Raw genomic sequence first — 13,936 nt, forward strand, 5'->3', positions numbered from 1 at the left:
CTACTCTCCTTGTGTTTCATCATGCGGTTTATTTAACGCCATGCGTACAAACAACTCTTCCAGTCGATTGGTTTTATTGCGCAGGCTCAATACTTGAATGCCTTGTTCGGAGAGCTGATGAAATAGGTTGTTCAGACCTTGTTCACGCCGCACTTCCACTTCCAATGTATTCGTATCAATTAACTGACTTGCGTAATGCTCAATTTGTGGCACGGCGCTGTATTTGGCAAGATCTAGTACAAAGGTTTCCGATTCAAGCTTACTCAACAAATCTTTCATTGACGTGTCTATCACCAATCTGCCCTGCTGAATGATGCCGATATGGCGACAGAGTAACTCCGCTTCTTCCAAATAGTGCGTGGTCAGAATAATCGTCGTGCCTTGCAAATTCAGTTCTTGCAAAAACTGCCACATCGAGCGGCGCAATTCAATATCAACGCCGGCGGTTGGTTCATCCAAAATCAGCAGGCGTGGACGGTGCATTAAAGCACGAGCAATCATCAAACGGCGCTTCATCCCTCCTGAGAGGCGCATTGATTTCTGATCGCGCTTATCCCATAAATCCAATTTTTTCAGCCATTTTTCAGCTCGTTGCACTGCTTCTTTGCGTTCTACACCATAATAACCCGCTTGATTAACCAAAATATCTAATACTTTTTCAAACTGGTTAAAATTAAACTCTTGCGGAACAATGCCAATCTGCTTTTTCACTTCACTCAGTTGGCTGTCTAAATCATAGCCGAATACCTTGACGCTACCGTTACTTTTATTGACCAACGAGCTGACAATGCCGATTGTCGTTGATTTTCCTGCGCCGTTATGACCGAGCAGTGCATAAAAATCTCCCTCTTGCACATTCAAATTGATACCGTGCAATGCTTTAAAACCATTGGGATATGACTTGGTTAAGTCCTTTATTTCAAGTGCATACATAAGATAATCACTCTATTTATTTTAAAAATGAATAATAAAAAAAAACAATTTGGCGTATTATAACAGAGCAAAGGCAAACATATAACAAGGATAAGCTATGAAAAAAATAGAGCAATTGATCGCCAACAACCATAGTTGGGCAGTTCGAATGCAACAGGAAAATTCTAATTATTTTAAAGAGTTGGCGGGTCAACAAAAACCAAGCTACCTCTGGATTGGCTGCTCAGACAGCCGAGTGCCGGCAGAAAAGCTCACGAATCTGGGTCCGGGGGAACTGTTTGTACACCGTAATGTTGCCAACCAAGTGATTCATACTGATTTAAATTGTCTGTCTGTGGTGCAATACGCCATCGATGCGTTGGATATTGAACATATTATTATTTGTGGTCATACCAATTGCGGTGGCATCAAGGCTGCAATGGAAAATAATACGTTAGGCTTGATTGATAACTGGCTGCTGCACATTCGTGATATTTGGCTGAAACATAGCAACCTATTTGGCACGCTGCCATTGGAAAAACGAGCAGATATGTTGACTAAAATCAATGTGGTTGAGCAAGTGTATAATTTAGGGTCATCGTCGATAGTTCGTTCTGCTTGGGCTCGTGGCAAAAAACTGTCGATTCATGGTTGGGTATATGATGTCAATGACGGCTTTTTAAATGATTTAGGCGTGATTGCCACTAGTCGAGAAACCTTAGAGATCACCTATTTGAATGCCATTGCCCGTTTGGTGTCATCGAATGAACGTCGATTTCTGGAAACTGAAAAGCCGATTAATCTAAAAAGTAAAGAATAAATTGAAATTAAAAAACCATGTCTCACCGATCACCTCAATGAAACATGGTTTTTTACTGTTTAAGTGCTAGGTTAAAAAATCAAAAAATCAAAAAAGCTAAATAAACAATCATTGCTAATGAGAAAACGACCGTCAACATTGCATAACTGAAATCACTCATATTCAACCTCCAAGTTAGTAAATGGCCAAGTTAAATTAACTCGGTTTAATAAAAATTTATTCACTGTATAACCAACACCCGATGGTGTGATTAAACACGTCTGGCTTGCCAATACGCTTTTTTCCAATAGGCAGAATTTAATGAAGAGTAAATTACCCCGCCTTTGGTTGACGCATGTAAAAATTGATCATCTTTAACATAAATTCCGACATGATAGCCATTGGGACCGCGCCCTGTTTTAAAAAACACCAAATCGCCAGTCTGCAAGTCACCACGTTCGATATAGACCCCTTCTTTCGCTTGTGCTGCAGTCGTTCTCGGCAACGAAATATCAAAACGATCAGCAAAAGTACGCATAACAAAGCCGGAACAATCAACGCCTCGTCGGCTGTTACCACCCAGAATATACGGCGTACCGCCCCACTGGTACTGCTGTTCACTCAATTGCGCCATAGTATACAGCGGATCAGGCAAACGACCTTGGTAACGGGAAGAGGACGAAGAAGAACACCCCGACAGTACAAATGCTGCCAAGCAAATCAATAATCCTATGCCCGGTTTGAAACCGAACAAATTTTTTGTTCTTACCATCAAAATCCAGCTATCCAATTTTATCTGTTTTCAACCCTCTTGGCTGAATCTGTTCAACACAGAAACAGCGCATTATTTTTTAAGATTCTGTCCGACACGTGCACGCAATTTTTGACCGGGTTTGAAAACCACCACCCGACGTGCAGAAACGGCTACGCTTTCGCCGGTTTTTGGATTTCGGCCAGGGCGAGATTTTTTGTCACGCAGTTGGAAATTGCCGAAACCGGACAGTTTAACGTCTTCTCCACTTTCTAAAGCAACCCGAATTTCCTCAAAAAAGCTTTCGACCAAATCTTTTGCTTCACGCTTGGTCAGTTCGAATTTCTGAATGAGACTGTCTGCAATTTCTACTTTCGTTAATGTCATAGTCTAATCTCTCAAATAAGCATTGAAATTCCGCTTTAATTCAGATACTACATTTGATATCACCTTAGTGATATCTTCCTCTTCAAGCGTTTTTTGATTATCCTGAAGTGTCAAACCGATAGCCAGACTCTTATAACCGTCTGCAACCCCGTTACCTTGATAAACATCAAACAAGTTCACATGGGTCAATACTTCCCCGGCAACTGCACGACAGGCCCTAATTACATCCGCAGCAGCGACATCGTTGCTAACCACAACCGCAATATCACGGCGGTTTGCCGGGAAACGCGAAATTGCTTTGGCTTGCACCATGTTACGAGTTGCAATGGCATCCCAATAGATTTCGAAGACTACCGTTTTTCCGCTCAACCCCAGTTTTTGTGCAATTTGCGGATGTAATGTGCCGATAAAGCCAACTTCTTGATCTTCCGCCATAATCGCCGCAGATTGTCCCGGATGTAATGCTGTATATGATTTTGCTACAAAATTGAGTTTATTTCCAGCACTTGTTAGCGATAAAATGTCTTCTAGATCACCTTTTAGATCAAAAAAGTCAACAACTTCCGTTTTTTCAGCCCAACTCTCGTTTTTTCGGCTGCCGTTGATGACCGCACTTAGCACAAATTGCTGCTTAACACCCGATTCCGCACTGGTATCCGGAATAAAACGCAACCCCGTTTCAAACAAACGCACACGGGTTTGTTGACGGTTTTGATTATAAAGTAAGGCTCCCAACAGCCCCGGAATGAGTGATAAACGCATTGCCGACATTTCTACAGAAATCGGATTTGGCAGAACCAACGCCTGCTGCTCTGGGTGCAACAAGGCTTGCAGCTTTGGATCAACAAAGCTATAGGTAATCGCTTCTTGGTAATCGCGATCAACAAGTGCGGTTTTAATCCGTGCCAATTCGACATCCGTTTCTTTATGTACACGCATATTCAAATGCGCCAACGGTGCATTGTTTGGAATGCTGTTATAACCGTAAATCCGTGCGACCTCTTCAATGAGATCTTCTTCGATTTCAATGTCAAAACGCCAGCTGGTCGGCGTCACTGTCCACACCTCATCGGCAAAAGTCACACTGAAGCCTAAACGATTTAAAATATCGGTGACGGTTTCGTCGGCAATGTGGTGACCTAACAATGAATCCAATTTGCTACGACGTAAAGTAACGGTTTGAATTTGCGGCAAATTTTGCTTACTGACGACTTCACAAATTTCACCAGCTTGGCCACCACAAATTTCAATTAAAAGTGCGGTCGCCCGCTCGATTGCGTGACGTTGTAACTCAAAATCCACTCCGCGTTCGAAGCGGTGTGAAGAATCCGTATGTAAACCATATTGACGAGCGCGCCCGGCAATCGCGAGTGGCGCAAAAAAAGCGGATTCCAAAATTACATCGGTTGTTTCACTGTTGACACCGCTGTTTTCTCCACCGAAAATACCCGCCATAGCCAACGGACCGTTTTGATCGGCAATGACTAAGGTATTATCGCGCAATGTTGCTGTCGTACCGTCTAATAAAACCAATTCTTCGCCGTTTTTCGCCATTCGCACTTCGATCGGTTGTGCCACTTTTGCGCTATCAAAGGCGTGCATCGGCTGTCCCAATTCCAACAAAATATAGTTGGTGACATCGACAATCGGATCGATAGAACGAATCCCACAGCGGCGCAATTTCTCTTGCAGCCAGAGCGGTGACGCTGCTTGCACATTCAGCCCTTTGATCACCCGTAACAAATAGCGTGGGCAAGCCTCAGGCGCCGACAGTTTGATTTCGACTTTGTCGGCAATACTGACCGCTACCGGTGTTATCTCAGGCTCAACGACTTCCGCTTTATTAACCACACCGACTTCACGCGCCACACCGCGAATACTCAAACAGTCGGCACGGTTAGGGGTTAAACTAATTTCAACAATCTGGTCATTGAGTTTTAGATACTCGCGAATATCCATACCGATCGGCGCATCAGCAGGTAATTCGATAATACCGTCGGCGTCGGAAGTTATTCCCAGTTCACTGAAAGAACACAACATCCCTTCTGACGGTTCGCCACGTAATTTGGCTTTTTTGATTTTAAAATCGCCCGGCAAGGTCGCGCCGACAACAGCACACGCCACTTTTAAGCCTTGACGGCAATTTGGCGCACCACAAACAATATCCAACAACTGTTCGCTGCCAACGTTGACTTTGGTCACACGCAATTTATCGGCATTCGGGTGCTGTCCGCATTCGACGACTTCGCCGACCACGACCCCGTCAAACTGTCCGGCAACCGCTTCGATGCCGTCCACTTCCAAGCCCAACATCGTGATTTGTTCTGCTAATTGTTCAGTGCTGATGGCCGGATTAACCCATTCCCGTAGCCATGATTCATTAAATTTCATCTCGTTATTTTCTCCGCTTATTCTGCTTAATTTGCTCAATCTGCTTAAGAGCTACAGTAGTTTATAGTGACTTAAATTGTTTCAGAAAACGCAGATCATTCTCAAAGAATGACCGTAAATCAGTGACGTTGTAACGCAGCATTGTCAAGCGCTCAACGCCCATGCCGACCGCAAAACCGGAATACTCATTCGGGTCAATTCCAACATTGCGTAAGACATTCGGATGCACCATGCCACAACCCAACACTTCCAACCATTTTCCGTTTTTACCCATCACATCGACTTCGGCAGACGGTTCAGTAAACGGGAAGTAAGATGGGCGGAACCGCACTTGTAAATCTTCTTCAAAAAAGTTACGCAAGAAATCATGCAGCAAGCCTTTCAGTTCGGTGAAATTCGCTTTTTTATCGACAAACAGCAATTCAATCTGGTGAAACATTGGCGTATGGGTTTGATCATAATCATTACGATACACTCTGCCCGGCGCCATAATCCGAATGGGTGGTTGCTGTTTTTCCATGGTACGAATCTGTACACCTGAGGTTTGGGTTCGTAGCAAACGATTGACATCAAACCAAAACGTATCGTGGTCAGCTCTTGCCGGGTGGTGTGCCGGAATATTCAAGGCATCGAAGTTATAATAATCACTTTCGATTTCCGGTCCGGTTTCTACACTGAATCCCAATTCAGCAAAGAATTTGGTCACTCGATTAATGGTGATGGTCACCGGATGCAAACCACCACTTTCTATTCTGCGCCCCGGCAGGCTGACATCAATTTTCTCTTGAGCCAATTGCGCGTTTAATTTAGCACTTTCCAATTCGGTTTTTTTAGCATTAAGTGCGGTTTGCGCCTGTTGTTTAGCCTCATTGATCCGCTGTCCGACCGCCGGACGCTCTTCCGGTGAGACATCACGCAAACCTTGCATTAAGGCAGTGAAATGCCCCTTTTTACCAAAATATTCGACCCGAACGGCTTCCAGTGTCGTGATATCATTTGCTTGTTCCACGGCCTGTAATGCCTGTGCCGTGATGTTTTGTAGCTGTTGCATTTTTATCTCCAATTAGGACGTCTCACAGATAGCGACTATACAAAAAAACCTCCGAACGGAGGCTTTCAGGATTTATTGCCGATTTTTAGCAAACTTAAAAGCCCGTCCAGATCGTTTGGCGGTAACATTAAAGCGAAAAAATCGGTCAAAAAACAGTTGTGTTCGCATATCAATAACGGTTATTCAAAAACAGAGCCATGATAATACATTCGCCCTTAAAAATCACCTGCTTATTGTGTTTTCTTACCAATAGCCGGGATAAAAACCAGCGCCAACATGGTGCTGTCGATGCGAACCCCAACCGCGATGATAGCCATAACCGACCGATACTGCAGGGCGAATAGGGATATTTCGCTGATTGTAATCGATTTTTTGCCGATTATCGCTGGCATTCCGAACGTCCTGCTCCGGCGGCGACGGCACCGGTTGCGTCGGTGGTGTCATATGTGGATTAGGATACACTGATACGGTTTGTGGAGCCGGACGGCTGCTGCACGCCGATAAGCCCAATATCGCGGTTGATAGTAATAACGCTTTGATTAGTCTGCTATTTAATATTTTTTGCATACTTATTTCCTTACTTATTGCTTAACTGTGACAGCAACCCGATCTGGGTTCATTGATTAGAATTATAGGAACAGCAGAAAAATAAAGAAAGCAAAACCGCACTTTTATATCACTTTTTACTTTTAAAGTGCGGTTGAAGAGCTGATAAGAAACGTTTTAGAATGCCGCAGTATCTTGGAACAGCCCCACTTTCAGATCGGTAGCCGTATAAATCACCCGACCATCGACTTCAACTTCGCCGTCGGCAACGCCCATCACTAACTTACGGTTAATCACCCGTTTCATGTGCAAACGATAGGTGACTTTTTTTGCTGTCGGCAGAATTTGTCCGGTGAATTTCACTTCGCCTACGCCCAACGCACGTCCTTTTCCTTCGCCACCAATCCAACCAAGGAAAAATCCAACCAATTGCCACATCGCGTCCAATCCCAGACAGCCCGGCATCACCGGATCACCAATAAAATGGCAACCGAAAAACGGGAGATCAGGATGAATATCCAGTTCTGCTTCAATGTAACCTTTACCGAAATTTCCGCCATCCTCAGTCATCAGATTCACTCGATCCATCATCAGCATCGTCGGTGCCGGCAATTGTGGCCCGGTCGGTCCAAATAATTCGCCACGCCCGGATGCCAATAGATCTTCATAGCTGTAAGACGGTTTTTTATTGGGAACAGTGCTCATATTTTCTTTCTCTCCATTTTACTATTGAAAAACGTTGTTATTTAAAACATAGCTAAAGATAGCAATAACGTGCAGCCAAAAAAGTTAACGGATTCTAACAAAGTTAATCGAAGAATAAAATAGCTAACAACTGTAAGCTGGAATTTATTTGCCATTTCTCATCGATTTGACCCAAGCCAAAAACTTGCTGAATGGCGGTACTACCAGTGTTTCAATCTTATTTTCGATACGTTGTGAAATAATCTCGGCAAGACTCTGTTCTCCCTCATCGGACTCCTTTTCAGGCAACAACTGTTTGCCGGTCAGCAGATAAACGGCCTGTTGCACATTTTCTACCGCCCAAATATGGAACTGACCGCACTTTACGGCTTCCACCACAGCAGACTGCAAACTCAGGTTCTCGACCGCGGTTGCCGGAATAATCACGCCTTGCTTGCCATTTAAGCCGCGTGCCTGACAAATCGCATAAAATCCTTCAATTTTGAGATTAACCCCGCCGACCGAATGCACCAAACCCCCTTGATCAATCGCACCGGTGATCGCAATCCCCTGTTCAATGGCAACATTCGCCAACGCACTGACCAACACGCAAAACTGCGCCAACGAAGCGCTGTCACCATCAATATCCGCATACGATTGTTCAAAGGCAATCGACGCCGAAAACGGCAATTGTGCCGGCAGATCCAGCAGATTACTCAAACAAGCTTGCGCTAACAGTGTGCCTTTGCCGTGAATATTGCCTGCCAGCTCACTTTTACGTTCAACATCAATAATTTCGCCATCACCAAATTGTACAGTACAGGTAATCCGGCTTGGCTCTCCATAGCTGACCGGAGTGCCGACATATTCAATCACCGATAAGCCGTTGATTTCGCCGACAAACTGCCCTTCACTGCAAATATAAATCTGTTCGCGTAAAATTTCATGCCGGCTATATGCTTGCAAAGCGGCACGTTGATAATCTAACTGTTGAAAATAGTGTTCCACATCTTGCGCTTGCAGTTGCTCTGCTGCTGGCTTCGTTTTGGCAATGGCAGTCAACCAATTTTTTAATTGCAACGGATTAATCGTTTGGCGTAAGCCGTCTTCACTTTCGCGCACCGCCTGACGGAAAAGTGCAGTCAGCGCACCATGGCTGAACTCCGGCAAACCCAAGCGCTCAATCTGCCAATACAGATGGTTAATCCATAATTGCTGTGCTTCAACACTGTCGGTAAGAAAATAGCTGTCAACTTCTGCATATTGGGCAATGTCGTATAAATTAGGCTCTAGCAGGGAAAATTCCGCCAGCGTTTCGCGATCGCCAAGCAGAATCACTTTCAACGGCAGTTGATAACCCGGAATCTGATAATTCATCGGTTTCAACGGATTAGGCGATAACCATTCAAAATAGCCGCTGGATAAAAGATGTTTTAATCGCTGCCACAATGTCGGGTTGCTCAACAGTGGACTAACCGCCAAAATCAGTACACCATTGCAGACCTGATGTACTAATCCCGGCTGTAGTTTCAAATCATGGGATATCGGATGTTGTAACACCTGCCCGAATAAACGTGCCGAATCAAAATACAAGGCGTATTCCACCGCACTTTTAGCAGCAAAATTATCGTCAAGCGTCATTGCCGGACAGGCTTCAATGACAGGGAACGAAAAGGAGTCCGCTTGCTCGATTATATAGTTGACGCCACTGATCGAATGATTTGGCAGGCTGTGATGGCGGATATAATCTTGCAAAATATCGGCATAATCACGCTGCTCATCGGTTTTTAACACCAGTACCGAGCCACTTTCTGCATTCAGAAAGGTGGTAAGCGCCGTCAAAGCTCTATCTTGTAACGCCAGTGGCGTCACCGTTTTTTTATGCCAGCCGTCAAAATTGAGCTGCGGCGTCAATTGTCGCCAGTTTAAGCTATCTACCTTCACATTTTTCTCTCTTATTATCGTATTAAACCGCATTATACCCTGATTTAAACAAGTTGTTCACTTTGCGCGGAAAAAAGAGTACACTCAAACGTGACAATGTAACATTATGTGTGAACATAACTTGAGCATACTGAGCAAATTGCGAGGGAAAACCAGATGAAATACCAGAAATTAGAAAATCAGGAAGCGCATTGGAAATGGCTATACCTAGCAAAAAAAGTCCGCAACGGCGAAACGATCAGCCGTTATCAGGAACGCAGTCTGGAAGACGAAAAAGCCAATGAACTGCTGCAACTGCAACATTATCCGGCATTAATTGAAGATTGGATTCGCCAACATTTAGCCAATACATTGGTGATTAAGTTAGATCAAGCCATTCGAGCCAGACGCAAACGCTTTTTCAATGCAGAAAAACGCGCCACCAAAAAGAAATCAATTGATTTAGAATACGCTGTTTGGTCAAGACTCTCCAAGCATTCGCGCAAAATGCGGATGACCCTGTCCGAAACGATTATGTACATGATTGACGAAGCCGAAAACAAAGATTTGTATGCTAGTCAGGTTGACCTGATGAAAAAAAATTTGCAGGAACTCCTTGAATAACATTTGAACAATACCATCTATTTGCTACAGATTACGGAACATTTGCACAAAATATCTGTCTTACTGTAAAGATTAAGCTTAATACTACCTCAGGCAAACAGGTTGTATTGTTTCCCTGTATGTCATGTTCAACACAATATTTTTATGAGATTTAATGAAGATGAAAAAGAGTCAATTTATTTTATCAGCCGCAATTCTGGGCTTGAGTTTATTTAATTTGCCGGCAATGGCGCAAACGGAAAGCACCCCAAGTACAACCTTAACCGAGACCTTGCTGCAAGCACCATCCTACCTCAACCAACAAACCCCAAGTTTGGCGCCGATGTTAGAAAAAGTGCTGCCAAGTGTGGTGACGGTGAATGTTACCGGCACGCAAAGCCAACAAGATTCGATGATTCCGGAAGAGTTTAAGTTCTTTTTCGGGCGTGATATGTTCGGCAACAGCGCACCACGCGAATTCAAAGGATTAGGTTCCGGCGTGATTATCGATGCAGAAAAAGGTTATGTATTAACCAACAATCATGTGATCGATAACGCTGATAATATCACCCTTTCACTGCAAGACGGACGAGAAGTGAAAGCCAAATTATTAGGCACCGACGCTCAATCTGATGTGGCGTTGCTGCAAATCGAAGAGCCAAAGAATTTAACCGCAATTAAACTGGCGGATTCAGATAAAATCCGCGTTGGCGACTACACCGTTGCCATCGGTAATCCGTTTGGTTTAGGACAAACAGTGACGTCCGGTATTATTTCCGCATTAGGACGCTCGACCGGTATGGATGGCGGAAGCTATGAAAACTACATTCAAACCGATGCCGCAGTCAATCGAGGCAATTCCGGCGGCGCTTTAATCAACCTGCGTGGTGAGCTGATTGGAATCAATACGGCGATTATTGCCCCAAGCGGCGGCAATGTCGGTATTGCTTTTGCGATTCCAAGTAACATGGCAAACAGCCTAGTACATCAAATTGTGGAATTTGGCGAGGTTCGTCGCGGTATTTTGGGTATCAAAGGCGGTGAATTGAGCGCAGATCTGGCAAAAGCCTTTGGTATTGACTCCAAAAAAGGCGCCTTTGTCAGTGAAGTGCTACCCAATTCTGCCGCTGCCAAAGCGGGCTTAAAAGCCGGTGATGTAATCACTGAAATTAATGGGCAACCCATCAACAGCTTTGCTGAACTGCGTGCCAAAATTGCCACCACCGGCGCCGGAAAAACCGTTAATTTAACCTATCTGCGTGAAGGCAAAACGGAAAAAGCCGATGTGGTACTGCAATCTGACGATCAAGCGCAAACCAGTGCTAATAGCCTGATTCCGGGTTTAAATGGGGCTGATTTGGGCAACTATGACAAAGACGGGCGTAAAGGTGTTGAAATCTTAAAAGTAGAAGCCAAATCTTCTGCCGAACAGCTTGGTTTGCAAGCCGGCGATGTGATTGTCGGCGTCAACCGCCAAGCAATTAGTAACATCGGTGAATTGCGTAAAATTTTGGATAATAAACCATCAGCCGTAGCGCTGAATATCACGCGCGGCAATAATAACTTTTATTTATTGATTCCATAAACCGCACTTTAATTGCAAATAATTTGCGCCCAAAATCCCGATATTATTCGGGATTTTTGCGAGGTGAGCCGGGTGGGTATTCCCCCGGCTTTACTTTGGCACAGCGGGGGATGTCAACGGATAGTCTGCAAATAGCTCAAACGGTCAATATTATTCATAAAACCGGACAAATCTTGTTTTTCAGGATGATATAAATACGGAATCTGCCCTAGCAACGGGGCTTCAATTTTGCTGGAAAGCAACTCGATAATTGCGCTGTAATTACTCAAGCCGGGATTAATCCGATTGGCAACCCAGCCGATTAACGGCACACCGCTCTTGGCAATGGCCTGCACCGTCAGCAGGGCGTGGTTGATGCAGCCTTCTTTAATCCCGACCACCAATACCACCGGCATTTGGTGTTGACTGACCCAATCAGAAAAATCCAGCTCGCGATTGATCGGGGTTAGCCAGCCGAACGTACCTTCGACCAGCACGGTTTGATAGCGCAATGATAAACGTTTTAGATCGTGATTCAGCTTATCAATATTAATTAATTGCGGCTGTTCCAAAAAATCATTCAGCCCCGGCTCTTGCTCTAACGGCATGGTATAACTGTTAATATCCTGATATTGCAACGACTCGCCACTGCTCTCCAGCAGGGTCAATACGTCAATATTCTGCTGATTTTGTGGCTCCGGTGTCGCTTCCAAATAGGGATGATATCCACCGTCGCCACAGGCTATCGGCTTATAACCGACAATTTGACATGATTGCTTGCGCAATGCCTGAATTATAGCTCGGCTGGCAACGGTTTTGCCCACACCGGTATCTGTGCCGGTAACAAAAAAACAACTCATAATCTTCCCTCTACATATAAACTGCACGAGAGGGATTGTAAGCAAAAACAGAAATCAATTTATTGAGCTAACACAAGTTTTTATCAATTAACGCTTCCGTCAACGGATATGTTCGCTAAATAATTCACCATTATAGAGCTGTTGCTTGATGGCAGAGGAAGCTATTGTTGGGTCATTCCAACTAAATTTAGAGGTGATAATCTCCACCTGTTGTTCATCCGACAGCAAGGCGTCTTGCAATTTGTCCGCCAAACGTTGCAGAAAAATCTCTTTCACCGACAGCAAACGGGTATTGATCATGATTTTTTCAGAAGCAAAAATATTCGTCAAATACATCAACAGATAAGAGACATTATCCGCCAAGTGGTGGATGATGGTAATTGCATCCGGCTGGTTTTGCTGTGCCTGTTCGCACAAGAATTGAATTTTACTCTCGTCATTCGGTAGTTGATTCGGCAATAACAGATCGACCAATTGATAAATCGCTTTATTACTAACCTGATTATACAGATAGTGGCGTTCCATTTCCGGCACATCTTGGGCAATTTTATCACTCAACTCGCTGAGTTTCGGCAACGTGACATTATCAATATTCATGCGTTTCTGCTTTTCATTTTTGATCATCTTGCCTTCACTTAACACACTGATATTGATTGCGTCGTCAAACTGCAAGAAAATAACGTTGTTACTATTGATGGCGTTGCCCAAATGGCTCTCGGCAAAAGTCCACATCGCAAAGTGTTCAGCGACAATAATCGGGAATTTAAACTCACTTTGCAGCACTTCCTGCAAGTCCGGATTCAGCTCTTCCGCCCCCAGATAAACCCGTTTTTCAAATTTATCGATCCGCCCTAAAATACATAAGGAACAAGCTAAAATATGCTGAGTGATATCGCTGTTTTGCTGTAAAAAATAGCTTATTCCGCGACTGATAAAGCTTTCTAACGGCAGCGTTTTATCCAGACTATAAAGTTGCTGACGCAACTGTTTACCGTTAAGTTCACATAGGCTGATATCCAAGCTTTTTTCGCTTAAAGTCACCGCCAAATACTGCCAATAAAATGGTGACAGGCAGATCCCCACTGCCGGGCGTCCGCGTACGATTGTATTTTGTACCGCTCTTTCGATCACAAAGTGGGAATGAATCAATTCTCTGGTTAAATTAGTGATGCTCGCCGGTGCAAAGCCGGAGATTTTTGACAAATCGATTCTGGAAATCAACTCAAACTGTTCAATCAAGCGGTAGACTGAACCTAAATGCTGTAAATTTACGCGGTTGGCGCCATCTTGTTTTATCTTAGGCATAATTTTTCTTTTATATTTTATGGTAAAGGTCAATAACGTTTTTAATCAATTGTTCTTTATACGCATTTATTTATTGATTTACAATAAGATAATCTCAATTCTGCTAATCAGCTCACGATTCTACAATAATTTAATCACAAACAAATATTTACTCATCCGA

Annotated in this window: 13 protein-coding genes; 3 read left to right on the plus strand and 10 right to left on the minus strand. The window is 44.0% G+C overall.

Features of this window, described 5'->3' with window-relative positions; all coding sequences use genetic code 11:
* On the minus strand, nucleotides 1-933 hold the full coding sequence (locus tag EDC16_RS09170; RefSeq protein ID WP_132967556.1) for an ABC transporter ATP-binding protein: 933 nt from the start codon (nucleotides 931-933) through the stop codon (nucleotides 1-3).
* Nucleotides 934-1,030: 97 nt separating this feature from the next.
* Between EDC16_RS09170 and can the strand changes: the two genes are divergently transcribed.
* Nucleotides 1,031-1,732 (plus strand): carbonate dehydratase, encoded by a 702-nt coding sequence (gene can / locus EDC16_RS09175; RefSeq protein ID WP_132967557.1) that lies wholly within the window; start codon nucleotides 1,031-1,033, stop codon nucleotides 1,730-1,732.
* A gap of 250 nt (nucleotides 1,733-1,982) precedes the next feature.
* Here can and EDC16_RS09180 read toward each other — a convergent pair whose 3' ends face one another.
* From EDC16_RS09180 to EDC16_RS09210, 7 genes are all read right to left on the minus strand, one after another.
* Entirely contained in the window at nucleotides 1,983-2,483 is a 501-nt protein-coding gene (locus tag EDC16_RS09180) for an NlpC/P60 family protein (RefSeq protein WP_132967558.1), read from the minus strand.
* A gap of 72 nt (nucleotides 2,484-2,555) precedes the next feature.
* On the minus strand, nucleotides 2,556-2,849 hold the full coding sequence (locus EDC16_RS09185) for an integration host factor subunit alpha (RefSeq protein WP_132967559.1): 294 nt from the start codon (nucleotides 2,847-2,849) through the stop codon (nucleotides 2,556-2,558).
* A 3-nt stretch (nucleotides 2,850-2,852) separates the two neighbouring features.
* Complete coding sequence (gene pheT / locus EDC16_RS09190) at nucleotides 2,853-5,240, minus strand: phenylalanine--tRNA ligase subunit beta (protein WP_132967560.1); 2,388 nt, start codon at nucleotides 5,238-5,240, stop codon at nucleotides 2,853-2,855.
* Nucleotides 5,241-5,301: 61 nt separating this feature from the next.
* Nucleotides 5,302-6,291: a phenylalanine--tRNA ligase subunit alpha gene (gene pheS, locus EDC16_RS09195; RefSeq protein ID WP_132967561.1), complete on the minus strand. Its 990-nt coding sequence runs from the start codon at nucleotides 6,289-6,291 to the stop codon at nucleotides 5,302-5,304.
* 243 nt (nucleotides 6,292-6,534) lie between these two features.
* Nucleotides 6,535-6,858 (minus strand): hypothetical protein, encoded by a 324-nt coding sequence (locus tag EDC16_RS09200; RefSeq protein WP_132967562.1) that lies wholly within the window; start codon nucleotides 6,856-6,858, stop codon nucleotides 6,535-6,537.
* A 156-nt stretch (nucleotides 6,859-7,014) separates the two neighbouring features.
* Nucleotides 7,015-7,542, minus strand: a complete 528-nt coding sequence (gene fabA / locus EDC16_RS09205) for a bifunctional 3-hydroxydecanoyl-ACP dehydratase/trans-2-decenoyl-ACP isomerase (protein ID WP_132967563.1) — start codon at nucleotides 7,540-7,542, stop codon at nucleotides 7,015-7,017.
* 144 nt (nucleotides 7,543-7,686) lie between these two features.
* Entirely contained in the window at nucleotides 7,687-9,498 is a 1,812-nt protein-coding gene (locus tag EDC16_RS09210; protein WP_132967564.1) for an AAA family ATPase, read from the minus strand.
* Between the two features lie 123 nt (nucleotides 9,499-9,621).
* Between EDC16_RS09210 and matP the strand changes: the two genes are divergently transcribed.
* The gene (gene matP / locus EDC16_RS09215; RefSeq protein WP_132967565.1) at nucleotides 9,622-10,068 is read left to right on the plus strand and encodes a macrodomain Ter protein MatP; all 447 of its coding nucleotides are present in this window, start codon (nucleotides 9,622-9,624) and stop codon (nucleotides 10,066-10,068) included.
* 160 nt (nucleotides 10,069-10,228) lie between these two features.
* A complete protein-coding gene (locus EDC16_RS09220) occupies nucleotides 10,229-11,632 on the plus strand; it encodes a Do family serine endopeptidase (RefSeq protein ID WP_132967566.1) in 1,404 nt (467 codons plus the stop codon).
* Nucleotides 11,633-11,745: 113 nt separating this feature from the next.
* On the opposite strand, the gene bioD is transcribed toward EDC16_RS09220, so the two are convergent.
* Both bioD and EDC16_RS09230 read right to left on the minus strand, forming a co-directional pair.
* Nucleotides 11,746-12,471, minus strand: coding sequence for a dethiobiotin synthase (bioD, locus tag EDC16_RS09225; RefSeq protein ID WP_132967567.1), 726 nt, complete (start codon nucleotides 12,469-12,471; stop codon nucleotides 11,746-11,748).
* Between the two features lie 99 nt (nucleotides 12,472-12,570).
* Nucleotides 12,571-13,776, minus strand: coding sequence for an ROK family protein (locus EDC16_RS09230; RefSeq protein WP_132967568.1), 1,206 nt, complete (start codon nucleotides 13,774-13,776; stop codon nucleotides 12,571-12,573).
* Nucleotides 13,777-13,936 lie beyond the last annotated feature (160 nt).

Origin of the sequence: Testudinibacter aquarius (assembly GCF_004342725.1) — a bacterium.
Taxonomy (GTDB): domain Bacteria; phylum Pseudomonadota; class Gammaproteobacteria; order Enterobacterales; family Pasteurellaceae; genus Chelonobacter; species Chelonobacter aquarius.